The sequence below is a fragment of the Citrobacter sp. TBCP-5362 genome (assembly GCF_005406305.1).
Taxonomy (GTDB): Bacteria; Pseudomonadota; Gammaproteobacteria; order Enterobacterales; family Enterobacteriaceae; genus Citrobacter_B; species Citrobacter_B koseri.
On sequence record NZ_CP040234.1, the window covers coordinates 3,578,173 to 3,596,359 of the forward strand.

The following is an 18,187-nucleotide window of genomic DNA, read 5'->3' on the forward strand; positions in this document are numbered from 1 at the left end:
TACCCATATATTATTATGCAGCTGTATTACGTGATGAATAGATCAGTTGTTCAATCCATTCATCAATCTCACTTTCAACAAAGGCACTGGCTCTTATTCCAATCTTAATCGGCTTAGGGAAATCCCCCTTACTAATAAGTCTATAGATCCATGCTTTGCTAAATCCTGTTTTATTGATCACTTCCGGCATGCGAATAAGTTTTTTTGTTGTCATATATTTCTCCGTTGTTGTTTTGATGAATGTAGTATCTTCAGATCGCTTATGACGTTCAACCCTCGGAAAATCAGAATTGAACTCGAATTGAGTGTTTTTCATACAAAAACAGATGAAATGGCGGGAGAGCTGTCACTGGGCGGGGTGTAGAGCGATTTAGCAATAAGTGCTATTTATTTTCCTGTTTCAAGGTATTTTATAATTTTCATATTAATCAATTACTTAATAAACATCAGTTTAAATTCTGACTTAATTCTTATCTGCATTAGCCAAGAAAAAGGGCTATGGCCGTTAAGACATAACCCTTCTTTCATCAGCAGTTATCCTTACCCACACCGATTAAACGTTCCCTGTACGACATTACCGCCTTTCTCAAGGCTTACCATGTAGTCGGCATACCATTGCAGCATCTCGCGTCTGCCATCGAGATATTGCGCATGGTTGTAGGTGCCACGGATAGCATTCTTATCAACATGGGCTAGTTGGGTTTCAATCCATGCGGTGTTGTAGCCCTGTTCATGAAGAACGGTGCTCATAGTATGACGGAAGCCGTGACCCGTAACCCGTCCTGTATAGCCGATTCGCTTAAATACCTGATTGATACTGGCTTCGCTCATGGTCTTACTTGGATCATTGCGGCCCGGAAACAGCAAAGGGAATTGTCCCGTCATTGCTCTGATCTTTTCGATAATGGCTAACGCTTGGGTAGATAGCGGGATGATATGAGGACGGCGCATTTTCATGCGTTCAGCAGAAATTTCCCATAGCGCTTTCTCGGAATCGATTTCCGACCATAAGGCACCACGCAATTCACCCGTTCTTAGGCCAGTAAGGATCAATAATCTTGCTGCCAACACCATCAATTCACTACCAGAGTAGCCAGCAAGGGCTTTAAAAAAGGCAGGAAGCTCTTCGGTGGTCAGGAACGGGTAATGTGTAGATTCATGCCCCTGCATGGCACTGGTGAGATCAGGAGCGGGATTATACTCGGCTCTGCCTGTCACGATGGCATAGCGAAACACTTCACCACATCGTTGGCGCACTTTCTTTGCTTTCTCTGTTGCACCTCTGGCTTCGATTTTTTTAAGCACATTAAGAAGCTCTAATGGCTTAATGTCCGCAACAGGCCGTTGACCAAGAAAAGGAAAAATATCTTTATTGAAAGCTTCGAGAATGTCAGAGGCATACCCAACTGACCATTTTTTCACTTTCATGCTGTGCCATTCGAGCGCAATTTGCTGAAAGGTGTTTTTGACCTGCGCTTCACGCTCAGCTTTATGTTCTTTCTTAAGCTCTAAAGGATCGATACCCCCAGCGATACCTTTTCGAGCTTCATCACGCTTTGCTCTGGCATCAGCCAAAGACACATCGGGATATACCCCCAGCGCCAATAACTTTTCCTTTCCATCGATACGATACTTTAAACGCCAGTAGCGTGACCCGTTAGTTTTAACCAATAAGTAGAGGCCACCACCATCAGCCATCTTGTAGGGTTTATCTTTGGGCTTGGCAGTCTCGACCTGTCTGGCATTGAGCTTCATCTGGGGGTATCTCCTTTAGACCGAACAGCGAATACCCCCATTGATACCCCCAACTCACCGTAGATTTCTGTGAACGTGAGTAGACGAGCAGAGACAACAAGGGCCGTGAAACCGCGTATTATAAGGGTTTAAAGGGTATTTGAGTAGACTTAAGGAGACGTTAAAATAGGTAGGATGGTGCCGATAATAGGAGTCGAACCTACGACCTTCGCATTACGAATGCGCTGCTCTACCAACTGAGCTATATCGGCCCTGAAAGGACATGACCACGAGTGTGAATCACGGGGTAGAAGGTTAAAACTAACCGGGTGATGCGTCAATAGCCTTGTGAATCAAGTGGCTGATTTTGCATCACTCCGGTTTTAATTACGCACGAATGGTATCGTCACCGATGCCGATCCACTTGTAGGTGGTCAGCGCTTCCAGCCCCATTGGGCCACGTGCGTGTAATTTTTGCGTGCTGACGGCCACTTCCGCGCCCAGGCCAAATTGTCCGCCATCGGTAAATCGGGTAGAAGCATTGACGTAAACGGCGGACGAATCCACTTCATTCACAAAACGATCGGCGTTGCGCAGAGTGCGCGTCAGGATCGCATCGGAATGTTGAGTACCGTGTTCACGAATATGCGCAATTGCGTCATCCAGGCCGGCCACGATTTTCACGTTCAGATCCAACGACAGGAACTCGTCGTCATACTCTTCGGCTTTCACCGACACCACGTTAGCCGGGCCTGATTTCAGTTGGGCCAGCGCCGCATCGTCAGCATGCAGCATGACGCCGCTTTCCGCCATTTGCTTGCTCAGCGCAGGCAGAAAACGCGCAGCGATATCCTGATGCACCAGCAGCGTTTCCACCGTGTTGCAGGTACTCGGACGCTGGGTTTTCGCATTGACGATGATCTTCAGCGCCGGCTCGATCTCCGCGCTGTCGTCAACAAAGATATGGCATACGCCAATCCCGCCGGTGATCACCGGGATCGTCGACTGCTCACGGCACAGCTTGTGCAGGCCCGCGCCGCCACGAGGGATCAGCATGTCGATGTATTTATCCATACGCAGCATTTCATTGACCAGCGCGCGATCCGGGCTGTCGATCGCCTGAACTGCGCCAGCAGGTAAGCCGCAGGCTTCCAGCGCTTGCTGAATCACCGCAACCGTTGCCGCATTGGTGCGATATGTCTCTTTACCGCCGCGCAGAATCGCCGCGTTGCCGGTTTTCAGGCACAACGAGGCGACGTCAACGGTCACATTGGGACGCGCTTCGTAAATCACGCCAATGACGCCCAGCGGAACACGACGACGTTCCAGACGCAGCCCGCTGTCCAGCAGACCGCCATCAATCACCTGTCCGACCGGGTCGGCCAGGTTACACACCTGACGGACGTCATCGGCAATCGCTTTCAGGCGCGCCGGTGTCAATGCCAGACGATCCAGCATCGCTTCGCTGAGGCCGTTTTCGCGCGCCTCGGCAACGTCCTGAGCATTAGCGCTCAGGATGCTTTCAGTTTGCGCTTCCAGTTCGTCCGCTATTTTTTCCAGTACGCGATTCTTCTCGCGACTGGAGAGTAGCGCCAGTTTGTAGGACGCCGCTTTGGCAGCAATGCCCATTTGTTCCAGCATACGTCGGCTCCTTAACGGGTAATCATGTCATCGCGATGGACAGCGACCGGGCCATATTCATAGCCAAGAATCGCGTCAATCTGCTGAGAGTGGTGACCAGCAATACGGCGCAGCGCGTCGCTGTTATAACGGGTGACGCCGTGGGCGATATCGCGCCCTTCCTGGTTACGGATGCGGATCACTTCACCACGCGAGAAGTTACCTGTCACGCTTTTAATGCCTTTTGGCAATAATGAGCTACCGCGTTCCAGCATCGCAGATGTCGCCCCTTCATCCACCGTGATTTCACCGGCAGGCGGCGCGCCAAAGATCCAGCGTTTGCGGTTTTCCAGCGGGGAGGCTTGCGCATGGAAACGGGTTCCCGCAGAAATGCCTGCCATAACATCGCCAATCACGCCCGGCTTGCTGCCCGCTGCGATGATGGTGTCGATTCCGGCACGACAGGCAACGTCGGCAGCCTGCAATTTGGTGCCCATTCCCCCGGTTCCCAGGCCAGAGACGCTGTCGCCTGCAATCGCACGCAGCGCATCATCAATGCCGTACACGTCTTTAATCAGCTCAGCCTGCGGGTTGGTTCGCGGATCGGCGGTAAACAACCCTTGCTGATCGGTCAGTAACAACAATTTGTCGGCGCCCGCCAGAATGGCGGCCAGCGCGGAAAGGTTGTCGTTATCGCCCACTTTTATTTCAGCGGTCGCCACGGCATCGTTTTCATTGATGACAGGGACAATATTGTTGTCCAGCAGCGCACGCAGGGTGTCACGCGCGTTCAGGAAGCGCTCTCTGTCTTCCATATCCGCACGCGTCAGCAGCATCTGCCCGATGTGAATACCGTAGATAGAGAATAGCTGTTCCCAAAGCTGAATCAGACGACTCTGCCCCACCGCCGCCAACAGTTGTTTAGACGCTATGGTCGCCGGGAGTTCCGGGTAGCCAAGATGCTCACGCCCGGCGGCGATAGCACCCGACGTGACGATCACAATACGATGGCCTGCGGCATGTAGCTGCGCGCATTGACGAACAAGTTCTACGATATGGGCACGGTTCAGGCGGCGCGATCCGCCCGTTAGCACACTGGTGCCGAGTTTTACCACCAGCGTCTGGCTGTCACTCATGATTCTCTGCCATTCAAAATAGGGGAAAATGATATCAAACGAACGTTTTAGCAGGACTGGCCCCGGTTGCCAACAACCAGAGCACAAAGCATGAAATTTTGTTGCGCAGGATCAGCAAGCGTAGCGGCAGTTTCTGACAATTTTATTACCGCAATAATAAATCATCCTTTTTTAAAAATATTCTTAATTTGTCATAAAACCTTCATTGCAGAGCGTTAAAAACCATCCTGTTTTTCACGGGGATCACTCCCAGCGAATATTAGCGCGTAATTTTAAATCAGGAATGAAAATGAAAAAGAGCACTCTGGCATTAGTGGTGATGGGTATTGTTGCATCGGCATCCGTGCAGGCAGCAGAAGTGTATAACAAAAACAGTAATAAACTGGACGTGTATGGCAAAGTAAAAGCGATGCACTACATCAGTGATGATGACAGCAAAGATGGCGACCAGACTTATATCCGCTTTGGCTTTAAAGGCGAAACGCAGATTAACGATCAGCTGACCGGTTACGGTCGCTGGGAAGCTGAGTTCGCCGGTAACAAAACAGAAAGCGAAGGCGGTCAGAAAACTCGTCTGGCTTTTGCGGGTCTGAAGCTGAACGATTTCGGTTCGTTAGATTATGGTCGTAACCTGGGCGCCTTGTACGACGTTGCCGCGTGGACGGATATGTTCCCTGAATTCGGCGGCGACGGCCTTGCACAGACCGACAACTTTATGACCAAACGCGCCAGTGGCCTGGCAACTTACCGTAACACCGATTTCTTCGGCGTTATCGATGGTCTGAACTTAACCCTGCAATATCAGGGTAAAAACGAAAACCGCGACGTCAAAAAGCAGAATGGCGACGGTTTCGGCACATCTCTGAGCTATGACTTCGGCGGCAGCGACTTCGCCATCATCGGCGCATACGCCAATTCAGACCGCACCAATGAGCAGAACCTGCAATCTCGCGGACAAGGTAAAAACGCGGAAGGTTGGGCGACGGGTCTGAAATATGACGCCAATAACATTTACCTGGCGACTATCTATTCTGAAACCCGCAACATGGCGCCTATTTCCGGTGGTTTCGCCAATAAAGCGCAAAACTTCGAAGCGGTTGCCCAGTATCAGTTTGATTTCGGTCTGCGTCCTTCCCTGGGCTATGTTCAGTCTAAAGGCAAAGATATTGAAGGTATCGGTGATGAAGATATCGTGAAATATATCGATGTGGGCGCAACATATTATTTCAATAAAAATATGTCCGCGTTCGTTGATTATAAAATCAACCAGATTGACGATGATAACAAGCTGGGCGTAAGCAGCGATGATATCGTCGCGATTGGTATGACGTACCAGTTCTGATTGTCTTAATTTGCCGGATGACGACGCTCAGGCGTCTTATCCGGCCTACTCTTTTGCACTGTTGCAGGCCGGATAAGCGTAGCGTCATCCGGCACTATTCTATGTTACGCCGTTAACTTCACCGGTTCTTTGAAGTTATCGGCGGGTTCCAGCGCCAGATTCAGCGAAGTCAGCAGTGCACGCAATTTTTCATGAAACTCGCGCAGGGTGTACTCCAGGCGTTCAACCACCTCGGTCTCTTTAATCGGCACGGCGGTTCAGTTACCTTCTTTGTCAAACAGGCCAAACTGGTAGCTGTAGGTAAAGCGTTTTTCCTGCGCTTCCAGTTCCATCCACCAGCCCCAGAATTCACGTTTCTCAGGCGCTGGCTTCACGTTGACGCAAACAGCCAGGCAATCGAAAAAAAAACGATTATCTTCGCACTGCCCTTCGCGTATATACGGGCCAAGCGCAGTGAATTTCTTGATCAATCTACTTTTCGGGTGTCCACTCGGTAACGTCATTGCGATCTCCTTTGGTGAAGCAACTGTTTTACCAAAACAATAAAATTTAGCAATCCATTAACACAATCTGTGATTGATCCAACCGGTAATTTCTTTCAGCGCAGTGTCAAAATTGCGATACACCGGATTAAATGGAATCTCCATCAGCTTACCGTCGGAAGATGACGAGGTGATGAGCCGGGACTCCTCTTCCGGGCTAAACGGATCGTTTTTCCAGAAGCCAGATAACATCGGCGTTGGGCAGCGTCTGCCGAGCAACCCCTGCACCTTCAGTGAATAACGATTTAGCTCAACGCGCAGCGCTTCATCTGACGCATCATGCATCCCCAGACGGCTTGCCAGCACGTCAAGATACATTTCCGGCACCGTCCCCTGACGTTGTGAATCGCTTAACAACGCATGGACCACCGGCCCCAGACAGGCTACCGCTTTCAGTCGCGGCGCTTCCAGGTAGGCCAGACGTACCGCAACGTTAGCGCCAAAACGAAAACCAAACGCCGCCACCCGGGTATGATCAACCCACGGCACCCCAGGCAGCGCTTTCAACACATGCTGATGCAGCAGACTGGAGTCCTGGGTGAGTTTCCATTTTGACGAGAATCCAACCGACGGCATATCCAGCGTCAGCATCGCCATACCGCGCGGCGCGAAGTAACGTTCGAACAGGGTGTAATAGTCCGTTTGCATGGAGTCCAGGCCGCCGCACATCAGTACGGTCGGGAACGGGCCATCCCCTTTCGGCATATGCAAAAACGCAGTGACAGGCGCGCCGCCGGGGATCGAAAACGCCATTTCACGCAGCGAGCCCGGCAAGCGTTGCGCGGCCTCTTCATACGCGCGGTTCGCCAGCGCCTGCGCCTGCTCCGCCAGCTCATCCCCTTTAAGATGCGGGTAAGCCGCAATGTTGTAGAGCGAGGAAGCGTGCAGCCAGTGACGCCCGCTGCGCTGTGAGTCTGTTTCCTGGCAGGCTTTCTGCTGCCATTCCATCGCCTGTTTCGACCATTCAAAGATCCAGTTACCGCCACGGTAGCCAATCACCGTGTCGTACAGCTCTTTGTCGGTTCGCTCGGCTTCGCTCATTACGATACGCGCCTGCACATCAAGGATTTCTCGCGGATCGATACCGCGCCAGATCCACATCAGACGGTTGATCATGCGATACCAGTGCGGCACGTTTTTACCATCCAAAGTGGACTGCACGGACGGCTGCGTTCCGTGATTGAAGCGCCGGACAAGCGTCGACGTTTCAGGATGTTTGAAACGGGGTTTAAACAGGGTTTCGCTGAGGTTAGCCTGTGACATTCGTGCAGCCTCCAAGGGTACTTACTGAGGCCTATTGTAACGTGTGTGCGGCTAAAAAAAACAACGCCCGGCATTGCCAGGCGTTGAAAATTTCAGTGATTAGCGACCAGAGATTGGCGGGACGAATACCACGCCCATATCCCACGGCTGTTCAATCCAGGTGTCCTGCGGGATATCAATCACATAATCATCCACCAGCGGGCGGCCAGCCGGTTTAGCGAAGATAGTGACGAAATGAGCTTTAGGGTACATTTCGCGGATAGCAACAGCAGTACCGCCGGTATCGACCAGATCGTCGATCACGATGAAACCTTCACCATCGCCTTCCGCACGTTTCAGCACTTTCAGTTCGCGCTGGTTGTCGTGGTCGTAGCTGGAGATGCAAACGGTATCGACATGGCGAATACCCAACTCACGCGCCAGCAATGCGCCCGGTACCAGACCACCACGGCTGACGGCAATAATGCCTTTCCATTGTTCAGAAGGCATCAGGCGGCTTGCCAGTTTGCGTGCGTGAATCTGCAACATGTCCCAGGTGACGACGTATTTTTCGCTCATGTGAAGTGTCCCAGCCTGTTTATCTACGGCTTAAAAATTGAGGGTGAACCAGGTTGCGCGAGATTATAGAGACCTGACGCGCTAAAAACCAGTGTTTCGCGGAATCCAGCCCTCTTTTTACGTGCTTTATACTACCCGAAGACCAGGAAAGTGGTATTCTCAATCGCATCTCGCAAGCCCGACTTGTGGTGACAATCAATCTGCTAACCCTGTGGCCTGCAAGAAAGTTTTGCAGGACATCGTCAAGGAGACTTATCGTGTCTGAACTGTCTCAATTATCTCCACAACCGCTGTGGGATATTTTTGCAAAAATCTGTTCTATTCCTCATCCGTCCTACCATGAAGAGCAGCTCGCTGAACACATTATGGGCTGGGCCAAAGAGAAAGGTTTCCACGCTGAGCGCGATCGGGTCGGTAATATCCTGATTCGTAAACCTGCCACCGCAGGTATGGAAAACCGCAAACCAGTGGTTTTGCAGGCGCACCTGGATATGGTTCCGCAGAAAAACAACGACACCGTACACGACTTCACCAAAGATCCGATCCAGCCTTATATTGACGGCGAGTGGGTAAAAGCCCGCGGCACCACGCTGGGCGCGGATAACGGCATTGGTATGGCTTCCGCGCTGGCCGTTCTGGCTGACGACAACGTCGTGCACGGCCCGCTGGAAGTGCTGCTGACCATGACGGAAGAAGCCGGTATGGACGGCGCATTCGGCCTTCAACCTGGCTGGCTACAGGCCGATATTCTGATCAATACCGACTCCGAAGAAGAAGGTGAGATCTACATGGGCTGTGCAGGCGGTATCGATTTTACCTCTAACCTGCCGCTGTCCCGTGAAGCCATTCCGGCGGGTTTCCAGAGCTTTAAACTGACGCTGAAAGGCCTGAAAGGCGGCCACTCCGGCGGCGAAATCCACGTCGGTCTCGGCAATGCCAACAAGCTGCTGGTGCGCTTCCTGGCGGATCATGCTGAAGAACTGGGTCTGCGTCTGGTTGATTTCAACGGCGGTACGCTGCGTAACGCTATCCCGCGTGAAGCCTTCGCCACCGTTGCTGTAGCGGCAGATAACGTCGATGCGCTGAAAACACGGGTGAACGCTTATCAGGAGATCCTGAAAAACGAACTGGCAGAGAAAGAGAAGAATCTGGTGGTTCTGCTGGAAGCAGCCGCTAACGACAAAGCGGCGCTGACTGCCTCGTCCCGCGATGGCTTTATCCGTCTGCTGAACGCCACGCCAAACGGCGTGATTCGCAATTCCGACGTAGCGAAAGGCGTGGTTGAGACGTCCCTGAACGTGGGCGTTGTGACCATGACCGACAACAACGTGGAAATCCACTGCCTGATCCGCTCGCTGATCGACAGCGGTAAAGACTACGTGGTGAGCATGCTGGATTCGCTGGGTAAACTGGCTGGCGCGAAAACCGAAGCAAAAGGCGGCTATCCGGGCTGGCAGCCAGATGCGAACTCGCCGGTAATGCACCTGGTGCGTGAAACTTACCAGCGTCTGTTCAATAAGACGCCGAACATCCAGATTATTCACGCGGGTCTGGAATGCGGTCTGTTCAAAAAACCGTACCCGGATATGGACATGGTCTCTATCGGGCCAACCATTACCGGCCCGCACTCTCCAGATGAGCAGGTTCATATCGAAAGCGTCGGTCACTACTGGCGGCTTCTGACTGAACTGCTGAAGTCTATTCCGGCGAAGTAAGTCGCTACGAAACATTGCCGGATGGCGGCGTAAACGCCTTATCCGGCCTACACGCTGATTTGTAGGCCGGATAAGCGCAGCGCCATCCGGCAATACATCAAAGTCACAGCCCCAGCAGAAGCTGTCTTTCCAGTTGTGGGTCCAGTAGCGTAACGTGTAACCCTACCAGCCGCACGCCCCGCCCTCCCCGCCGCTCATTCCAGGTTTTACGCGCCGTCGTGATTAAATCGTCCTTGCTTAAACGCGGCCAGACGTGCTCCTGAGTGGTCAACTGGAAATCGTTAAATTTTAATTTAACCCCCTGGCGGGCGATGAGCAGGTCAGGCTTCACTTTTGCCAGCCGCCTTTCCAGCTCTGGATATAACCGCTCAATGATCGCCTCGCATTCCGCCCATTCGTGAATATCCTCCGCCAGCGTACGTTCAACGCCTATCGATTTACGCAGTCTTTCATTGTTTACATCCCGCTCATCAATCCCCTGGCTACGCTCCCATAACACGCGGCCAAACTTACCAAAGCGCTTGAGTAACATCGCCAGATCGTACTTTTGCACGTCTTCACAGGTACGCAGCCCCATCGTTTCCAGCCTGGCCGCAGACACTTTACCCACCCCCGGAATTTTCCCCAGCGGTAAGGTTTTGAGAAACTCAGGAACATCGGCGGGGGTAATCACATATTGCCCATTCGGTTTATTAAGATCAGAAGCAATTTTTGCCAGAAACTTAACCGGAGCAATACCTGCTGATGCGGTGAGCTGGAGTTCGTTAAAAATCGTCTGACGGATTTCCTGAGCGATAAGCGTGGCGGAGCCGTGGCAATAAGTGCTGTCGGTAACGTCCAGATAAGCTTCATCCAGCGAAAGCGGCTCTATACGCGAAGTATAGCGAGAGAAGATTTCACGGATATGCTGCGACGCTTCTTTATACGCCTCAAACCGCCCCGGCAATAGCGTGAGGTGCGGGCAAAGCTTAAGCGCCATACCGGTCGGCATCGCGCTGCGCACGCCAAATTTGCGGGCGGGATAATTTGCCGTACTGATAACGCCCCTGCGCTCGCGGCTGCCGCCGATAGCAATGGGAATATCACGCAGGGCCGGGTTATCGCGCATTTCAACCGCCGCGTAAAAACAGTCCATATCAACATGTATGATTTTGCGCATGGCTCACCTCTGCAATACTGTTTAAGTATACAGTATATTTTGTATTGTGAGAAGCGAGTGGAAATTAAGCCGCGGCAGAATGCGCCGGGTTCTGACTGCCTTGACGGCTAAATTTCAGTATAAAGAGAAACTAAATTGTAAACGCATCGCCTGGGGCTTGCGAAAAACTGCCGTGGTGATAATGTGAGCGCACCAAATACGGATTAGTCTGATTTGGGGACTCTGTTTGCCGTTCTGGCGTGTGTAACCGTTTTATCAAGGAATAAGCAGTATGCGTAAAATCGCATTTTTTCTTGCGATGCTTCTGATCCCGTGCGTCTCATTTGCCGGTTTGCTAAGCAGTAGCAGCCCAACCACGCCAGTCAGTAAAGAATATAAGCAGCAGTTGATGGGGTCGCCTGTCTATATTCAGATCTTTAAAGAAGAGCGTACGCTCGATCTGTACGTCAAGATGGGTGAGCAATATCAATTGCTCGACAGCTACAAAATTTGCAACTATTCCGGTGGCTTAGGCCCCAAACAGCGCCAGGGTGACTTTAAAAGCCCGGAAGGTTTTTACAGCGTCCAGCGTAATCAGCTCAAACCGGACAGCCGTTTCTATAAGGCCATTAATATCGGTTTTCCGAACGCCTATGACCGCGCACACGGTTATGAAGGTAAGTATCTGATGATCCACGGCGCCTGCGTCTCCGTCGGTTGCTATGCCATGACCGACAGCGGCATTGATGAGATTTTCCAGTTTGTAACCGGCGCCCTGGTATTCGGGCAATCCAGCGTACAGGTGAGCATCTATCCCTTCCGCATGACCGATGCAAATATGCAGCGCCATAAGTATTCGTATTACAAAGATTTCTGGACGCAGCTAAAACCGGGCTACGACTACTTTGAGCAAACCCGTAAGCCACCAACGGTTTCCGTTGTTGATGGCCGTTACGTGGTCAGCAAACCGTTGAGCCATGAAGTGGTTCAGCCACAGCTGGCGTCAAACTATACGCTCCCCGAGACAAAATAATCGCCATTCGCCTGGCATAATCTTTTGCCAGGTTTCATTTCCCGTCAGCGGCTGCGTTGCAATCACGGTAACCACATCATTCGGTGTGGTTTGTGAACTGAAGTCGATTTCCACATCCTGGTCCAACAGCGTGGCAACGCCAAACGGCGCGCGGCGGGTGATCCAGAATAAATTGGTCGAGCAATAGGCCATAACATAGCGCCCGTCTGACAGCAGCATGTTGAAGACACCTTTCTTACGGAGTTCTTCTGCCAGCGTCGCAATATATTTAAATACCGCCATCATATTGCCCGGCGTGCGCGGATAACGCTGCGTCAGCTTATGCAGCAGCCAGCAGAACGCTTTTTCGCTGTCCGTCTCACCAACCGGGCGAAAATTACCGGTTTCAAGTGATTTGTAGCCGTTGAGCTGCCCGTTATGCGCATACGTCCAGTTACGCCCCCAAAGCTCACGGGTAAACGGATGCGTATTTTCCAGCACCACTTCCCCACGATTCGCCTGGCGAATATGGGCAACGACGGAACAGGATTTGATGGGATAGTCTTGCACCAGTCTGGCGATGGGCGAATTAAAACTGGGTTGCGGATCTTTAAACGTGCGACACCCTTTACCTTCATAAAACGTAATGCCCCAGCCGTCTTTGTGCGGCCCGGTTCCTCCACCACGCTGAACCAGCCCGGTGAAACTAAAGCAAATATCGGTTGGCACATTGGCGCTCATCCCGAGCAGTTCGCACATACATCACCTACCTTAAAACGCTGAACCGCCTGATGGCGCTGCGCTTATCAGGCCTGGACAAATCAAATGTAGGCCGGATAAGACGCTTTAACGTCATCATCCGGCAAAAACACAGTAAAGAATTATCCGCTTACTTAACCATCTCTTTTTCGATCAATTGGATCAGGATATGAATCACTTTGATATGGATTTCCTGAATACGATCAGCATAACCGAAATGCGGCACGCGAATTTCAATATCCGCCGTCCCTGCCATTTTACCGCCGTCTTTCCCGGTCAGGGTGATGACTTTCATTCCCTTCTCGCGTGCTGCGGCAATCGCTTTAATCACGTTACCAGAGTTGCCCGAAGTTGAGATCCCTAACAGCACATCCCCTTCACGGCCAACCGCTTCAACGTAGCGGGAGAAAACATAGTCGTAACCAAAATCATTACTGACACAGGAGATATGGCTGACGTCAGAAATAGCGATCGCCGGGTAGCCTGGACGGTTTTCGCGGTAGCGACCGGTCAGCTCTTCGGCAAAATGCATCGCGTCGCAATGAGAGCCGCCGTTACCGCAGGAAAGTACCTTGCCACCCGCTTTAAAACTGTCTGCCAGCAGGACCGCCGCGCGCTGAATAGCGTGAATATTGGCTTCATCTTTTAAAAAATTGGCCAGCGTTTCCGCCGCTTCGTTCAGTTCGTTACGAATAAGATCCTGGTACATGAGGATATCCTTCAGCATGAATGTAATTGACAGATGCAGTGTACCGGATAGCGCAGAAAGCGAGAAGCACAAGCCACAGGAATGCCGCTGGCTTTTGATTTTTTGTGCCGGTGAAAACGGCAACAATGTGAGCTTCGTTGTAATTATTTTGTAAACACATTGCTAAAAGAAATGACATCCACTACAACCATATCATCACAAGTGGTCAGACCTCCTACAAGCAAGGGAGCTTTTCGTTATGATGATTTTGAGTATTCTCGCAACGGTTGTTCTGCTCGGCGCGCTGTTTTATCACCGCGTGAGCTTATTCCTCAGCAGCCTGATTTTACTCGCATGGACAGCCGCGCTGGGCGTTGCTGGCCTGTGGTCTATCTGGGTGCTGGTTCCTCTGGCCATTATCCTCGTACCGTTTAACGTTACGCCGATGCGTAAGTCGATGATCTCTGCGCCAGCGTTTCGTAGCTTCCGTAAAGTGATGCCGCCGATGTCGCGCACGGAGAAAGAGGCCATTGATGCCGGTACAACATGGTGGGAAGGCGATCTCTTCCAGGGCAAACCTGACTGGAAAAAATTGCACAACTATCCGCAACCGCATCTGACTGCTGAAGAACAGGCGTTCCTGGATGGCCCGGTAGAAGAAGCCTGCCGTATGGCGAATGATTTCCAGATCACGCACGAATTAGCCGATCTGCCGCCGGAGCTGTGGGACTACCTGAAAGAGCATCGCTTCTTCGCGATGATCATCAAGAAAGAGTACGGCGGCCTGGAGTTTTCGGCGTATGCGCAGTCTCGCGTGCTGCAAAAACTCTCCGGCGTTTCCGGGATTCTGGCGATTACCGTGGGCGTGCCTAACTCATTAGGCCCAGGTGAACTGCTGCAACACTACGGTACTGAAGAGCAGAAAAACCATTACCTGCCGCGTCTGGCGCGTGGTCAGGAGATCCCTTGCTTCGCGCTGACCAGCCCGGAAGCGGGCTCCGATGCGGGCGCAATTCCTGATACCGGCGTCGTCTGCATGGGCGAATGGCAAGGCCAGCAGGTGCTGGGTATGCGCCTGACCTGGAACAAACGTTACATTACGCTGGCCCCTATCGCGACCGTGCTGGGCCTGGCCTTTAAACTCTCTGACCCGGAAAAACTGCTGGGTGGCGAAGAAGAATTGGGTATCACCTGTGCGCTGATCCCGACCTCAACGCCTGGCGTCGAAATTGGTCGCCGTCACTTCCCACTGAACGTACCGTTCCAGAACGGGCCTACGCACGGCAAAGATATCTTTGTGCCGATCGACTACATCATTGGCGGGCCGAAGATGGCAGGCCAGGGCTGGCGTATGCTGGTGGAATGCCTGTCGGTAGGCCGTGGTATCACGCTGCCGTCCAACTCGACCGGCGGGGTTAAATCCGTCGCGCTGGCAACCGGGGCATATGCCCATATTCGTCGCCAGTTCAAAATCTCTATCGGCAAGATGGAAGGTATTGAAGAGGCGCTGGCGCGCATTGCCGGTAACGCCTACGTAATGGACGCCGCAGCGTCGCTGATTACCTACGGCATTATGCTGGGTGAAAAACCGGCGGTGCTGTCAGCTATCGTCAAGTACCACTGTACCCATCGCGGCCAGCAGTCCATCATCGACGCAATGGACATTACCGGTGGTAAAGGCATTATGCTCGGCGAAAGCAACTTCCTGGCGCGTTCTTACCAGGGGGCGCCTATCGCCATCACCGTTGAAGGTGCGAATATCCTGACCCGCAGCATGATGATCTTCGGTCAGGGGGCGATTCGCTGTCATCCGTATGTTCTGGAAGAGATGGCCGCCGCGCAAAGCAACGATGTGAATGCGTTCGACAATCTGCTGTTTAAACATATCGGCCATGTCGGTAGCAACAAAGTACGCAGCTTCTGGCTCGGTCTGACCCGCGGCCTGACCAGCTACACCCCGACCAGCGACGCAACGAAACGTTATTACCAGCACCTTAACCGACTGAGCGCCAACCTGGCCCTGCTGTCTGATGTCTCAATGGCGGTGTTGGGCGGTAGCCTGAAACGTCGTGAACGTATCTCCGCACGCCTGGGCGATATTTTAAGCCAGCTGTATCTGGCCTCCGCCGTGCTGAAACGCTATGACGATGAAGGCCGTAACGAAGCCGATCTGCCGCTGGTGCACTGGGGCGTACAGGATGCGTTGTATCAGGCGGAGCAAGCGATGGATGAACTGCTGCAAAACTTCCCGAACCGTTTTGTTGCGGGTCTGCTGAACGTGGTGATCTTCCCAACCGGTCGTCACTACCTTGCCCCTTCCGACAAGCTGGATCATAAGGTCGCGCAGATTCTACAAGTACCGAGCGCAACCCGTTCACGTATCGGTCGCGGTCAATACCTGACGCCGAGCGAGCATAACCCGGTCGGCTTGCTGGAAGAAGCGCTGCTGGACGTGATAGCGGCAGATCCTATCCACCAGCGGATCTGCAAAGAGCTGGGTAAAAATCTGCCGTTTACCCGTCTGGATGAACTGGCGCATAACGCGCTGGCAAAAGGGCTGATTGATAACGATGAAGCCGCCATTCTGGTGAAAGCGGAAGAAAGCCGTCTGCGCAGCATTAACGTTGATGATTTTGATGCCGACGCGCTGGCGACTCAGCCGGTAAAGTTGCCAGAGAAGCAAGTGCGTAAAGTAGAAGCCGCTTAATCCTCATCTCCCCTGAAAGCCCCGCTTCTGCGGGGCTTTTTATTGCCACATTTTCGTTGATGCTCATGCTACAGTGTAAAAATGCTGTTCAACGAGGAGCCCCGATCGTGCCTGGTTTGAAAATTACCCTGTTGCAACAACCGCTGGTCTGGATGGACGGTCCGGCCAATTTACGTCATTTTGACAGACTGCTGGAAACCATCACCGGACGTGACGTCATTGTTTTACCTGAAATGTTTACCACCGGTTTTACGATGGAAGCCGCACTTCAGTCACTCCCGCAAGAAGATGCGATCGACTGGATGCAGGCCAAAGCACAACAGACTGATGCCCTGATTGCGGGCAGCGCTGCGTTGCAAACCGAACGTGGCCCGGTAAACCGTTTTTTACTGGTTGAACCTGACGGCAACGTTCATTGCTATGATAAACGCCATCTGTTCCGCATGGCGGATGAACATCATCATTACCAGGCGGGCGATAAACGTGTTGTCGTTGAATGGCGCGGCTGGCGTATTCTGCCGTTAGTGTGTTATGACCTGCGTTTTCCGGTATGGTCCCGCAATCTTAATGATTATGACCTGGCGCTGTATGTAGCGAACTGGCCTGCTCCGCGTTCTCTACACTGGCAGGCGCTGCTCACCGCACGCGCGATTGAAAACCAGGCCTATGTAGCAGGCTGCAACCGTGTTGGCACTGACGGCAACGGGCACCATTACCGTGGGGACAGTCGGGTGATTAACCCGCAAGGAGAGATTATCGCCACCGCCGAGCCACATCAGGCGACACGTATTGATGCAGACCTGTCACTCACGGCGTTACGGGAATACCGCGAGAAATTTCCGGCATGGCAGGACGCCGACCCGTTCACGTTACGCTGATGATTGTTTATCCTTCTTTGCAACGATTCTGGCATTTCTACAGAAAAGGATAATTTTTGTTGAAGGCTAAAAACGACGAAAGCCTGAATCATTTCTGATTCAGGCTTTCTGAATAGTGGCGGAACGGACGGGACTCGAACCCGCGACCCCCTGCGTGACAGGCAGGTATTCTAACCAACTGAACTACCGCTCCGCGTTGTGTTCCTCTTGGGAACGAAGCGCATATTACGGATTGCCTTGCACCTCGTCAACGGTTTTTCTCACGTTTTGAATCGTTTGCTGTAAAAATCACCCGGACGGCTATTTTTACGTCGTAAAACCCCGAATTACGCTCGCCAGAGGCAACTTCCGCCTTTCTTCTGCACCAGGTCGAGACGCGACTCATGCGCCATCAGCTCTTCATCAGTCGCTAAAACAACGCGTAACTTGCTGGCCTGACGGACAATACGCTGGATTGTCGCTTCACCCTGCTGCTGCTGCGTTTCCCCTTCCATTGAGAAGGCCATCGACGTTTGCCCGCCGGTCATCGCCAGATAGACATCGGCCAGAATCTGGGCATCGAGCAATGCGCCGTGCAGCGTACGTTTGCTGTTATCTATCTCATAGCGTGAACAAAGCGCATCAAGGCTGTTACGCTTGCCGGGGAACATCCTCCTCGCCAGCGCCAGGCTATCGGTGATTTTGCAGAACTCGCTTGTTTTCGGAATACCACGACTGAGCTTGGCGAACTCATAATCCATAAAGCCGATATCAAACGATGCGTTATGGATCACCAGTTCCGCGCCACGGATATACTCCAGGAAGTCGTCAACCACATCGGCAAAAACGGGTTTATCGAGCAGAAATTCATCCGCAATACCGTGTACGCCGAACGCTTCCGGGTCCACCAGTCGGTCCGGTTTTAGATAGACGTGGAAGTTATTGCCGGTAAGGCGGCGGTTCACGACCTCGACCGCACCGATCTCAATGATCTTATGGCCTTCGTAGTGGGCGCCGATCTGGTTCATACCGGTGGTTTCGGTATCGAGGACGATCTGTCGTGTAATTGCAGTGCTCATAGCGGTCATTTATGTCAGACTTGTCGTTTTACGATCG

General features: G+C 52.3%; 15 protein-coding genes, 2 tRNA genes and 1 pseudogene. 5 read left to right on the plus strand and 13 right to left on the minus strand.

Features of this window, described 5'->3' with window-relative positions:
* Positions 1–13 precede the first annotated feature (13 nt).
* The 5 genes from FD428_RS17095 to proB form a co-directional block, all read right to left on the minus strand.
* Positions 14–214, minus strand: a complete 201-nt coding sequence (locus FD428_RS17095) for an AlpA family transcriptional regulator (RefSeq protein ID WP_020231157.1) — start codon at positions 212–214, stop codon at positions 14–16.
* Positions 215–540: 326 nt separating this feature from the next.
* Positions 541–1,755 (minus strand): integrase arm-type DNA-binding domain-containing protein, encoded by a 1,215-nt coding sequence (locus FD428_RS17100; protein WP_020231158.1) that lies wholly within the window; start codon positions 1,753–1,755, stop codon positions 541–543.
* Positions 1,756–1,930: 175 nt separating this feature from the next.
* Positions 1,931–2,006: transfer RNA gene (locus tag FD428_RS17105), tRNA-Thr, on the minus strand.
* 115 nt (positions 2,007–2,121) lie between these two features.
* Positions 2,122–3,375 carry a glutamate-5-semialdehyde dehydrogenase gene (gene proA, locus FD428_RS17110; RefSeq protein ID WP_114847657.1) on the minus strand — a complete coding sequence of 418 codons (1,254 nt, stop codon included), beginning with the start codon at positions 3,373–3,375 and terminating at the stop codon, positions 2,122–2,124.
* Between the two features lie 11 nt (positions 3,376–3,386).
* Positions 3,387–4,490 (minus strand): glutamate 5-kinase, encoded by a 1,104-nt coding sequence (gene proB, locus FD428_RS17115; RefSeq protein WP_114847656.1) that lies wholly within the window; start codon positions 4,488–4,490, stop codon positions 3,387–3,389.
* 289 nt (positions 4,491–4,779) lie between these two features.
* On the opposite strand from proB, the gene phoE reads away from it, so the two are divergent.
* Complete coding sequence (gene phoE / locus FD428_RS17120; protein WP_024130644.1) at positions 4,780–5,832, plus strand: phosphoporin PhoE; 1,053 nt, start codon at positions 4,780–4,782, stop codon at positions 5,830–5,832.
* Between the two features lie 104 nt (positions 5,833–5,936).
* On the opposite strand, the pseudogene crl reads toward phoE, so the two are convergent.
* The 3 genes and pseudogenes from crl to gpt form a co-directional block, all read right to left on the minus strand.
* Positions 5,937–6,335, minus strand: a pseudogene (gene crl, locus FD428_RS17125) (sigma factor-binding protein Crl).
* 57 nt (positions 6,336–6,392) lie between these two features.
* Positions 6,393–7,637: an esterase FrsA gene (gene frsA / locus FD428_RS17130; protein ID WP_104869054.1), complete on the minus strand. Its 1,245-nt coding sequence runs from the start codon at positions 7,635–7,637 to the stop codon at positions 6,393–6,395.
* Between the two features lie 99 nt (positions 7,638–7,736).
* On the minus strand, positions 7,737–8,195 hold the full coding sequence (gene gpt, locus FD428_RS17135; RefSeq protein WP_006685917.1) for a xanthine phosphoribosyltransferase: 459 nt from the start codon (positions 8,193–8,195) through the stop codon (positions 7,737–7,739).
* Positions 8,196–8,452: 257 nt separating this feature from the next.
* Here gpt and pepD point away from each other — a divergent pair, with 257 nt between their 5' ends.
* Entirely contained in the window at positions 8,453–9,910 is a 1,458-nt protein-coding gene (gene pepD / locus FD428_RS17140) for a cytosol nonspecific dipeptidase (RefSeq protein ID WP_104869055.1), read from the plus strand.
* A 103-nt stretch (positions 9,911–10,013) separates the two neighbouring features.
* Here pepD and dinB read toward each other — a convergent pair whose 3' ends face one another.
* Positions 10,014–11,069: a DNA polymerase IV gene (dinB, locus tag FD428_RS17145; RefSeq protein ID WP_012133777.1), complete on the minus strand. Its 1,056-nt coding sequence runs from the start codon at positions 11,067–11,069 to the stop codon at positions 10,014–10,016.
* Between the two features lie 271 nt (positions 11,070–11,340).
* Between dinB and dpaA the strand changes: the two genes are divergently transcribed.
* A complete protein-coding gene (gene dpaA, locus FD428_RS17150) occupies positions 11,341–12,081 on the plus strand; it encodes a peptidoglycan meso-diaminopimelic acid protein amidase (RefSeq protein ID WP_012133778.1) in 741 nt (246 codons plus the stop codon).
* Here dpaA and FD428_RS17155 read toward each other — a convergent pair.
* Positions 12,052–12,819: a class II glutamine amidotransferase gene (locus tag FD428_RS17155; protein ID WP_101743955.1), complete on the minus strand. Its 768-nt coding sequence runs from the start codon at positions 12,817–12,819 to the stop codon at positions 12,052–12,054. The two genes, dpaA and FD428_RS17155, sit on opposite strands and share 30 nt — an antisense overlap.
* A 130-nt stretch (positions 12,820–12,949) precedes the next feature.
* Positions 12,950–13,528 carry a D-sedoheptulose 7-phosphate isomerase gene (gene lpcA, locus FD428_RS17160; RefSeq protein ID WP_024130646.1) on the minus strand — a complete coding sequence of 193 codons (579 nt, stop codon included), beginning with the start codon at positions 13,526–13,528 and terminating at the stop codon, positions 12,950–12,952.
* 238 nt (positions 13,529–13,766) lie between these two features.
* Between lpcA and fadE the strand changes: the two genes are divergently transcribed.
* Positions 13,767–16,214, plus strand: a complete 2,448-nt coding sequence (fadE, locus tag FD428_RS17165) for an acyl-CoA dehydrogenase FadE (RefSeq protein ID WP_047458764.1) — start codon at positions 13,767–13,769, stop codon at positions 16,212–16,214.
* A gap of 107 nt (positions 16,215–16,321) precedes the next feature.
* Positions 16,322–17,092 carry an amidohydrolase gene (locus tag FD428_RS17170; protein WP_114847655.1) on the plus strand — a complete coding sequence of 257 codons (771 nt, stop codon included), beginning with the start codon at positions 16,322–16,324 and terminating at the stop codon, positions 17,090–17,092.
* A gap of 116 nt (positions 17,093–17,208) precedes the next feature.
* Here FD428_RS17170 and FD428_RS17175 read toward each other — a convergent pair.
* A tRNA-Asp gene (locus FD428_RS17175) sits at positions 17,209–17,285 on the minus strand.
* 133 nt (positions 17,286–17,418) lie between these two features.
* Positions 17,419–18,150 carry a DNA polymerase III subunit epsilon gene (dnaQ, locus tag FD428_RS17180; protein WP_024130648.1) on the minus strand — a complete coding sequence of 244 codons (732 nt, stop codon included), beginning with the start codon at positions 18,148–18,150 and terminating at the stop codon, positions 17,419–17,421.
* Between the last annotated feature and the right edge of the window lie 37 nt (positions 18,151–18,187).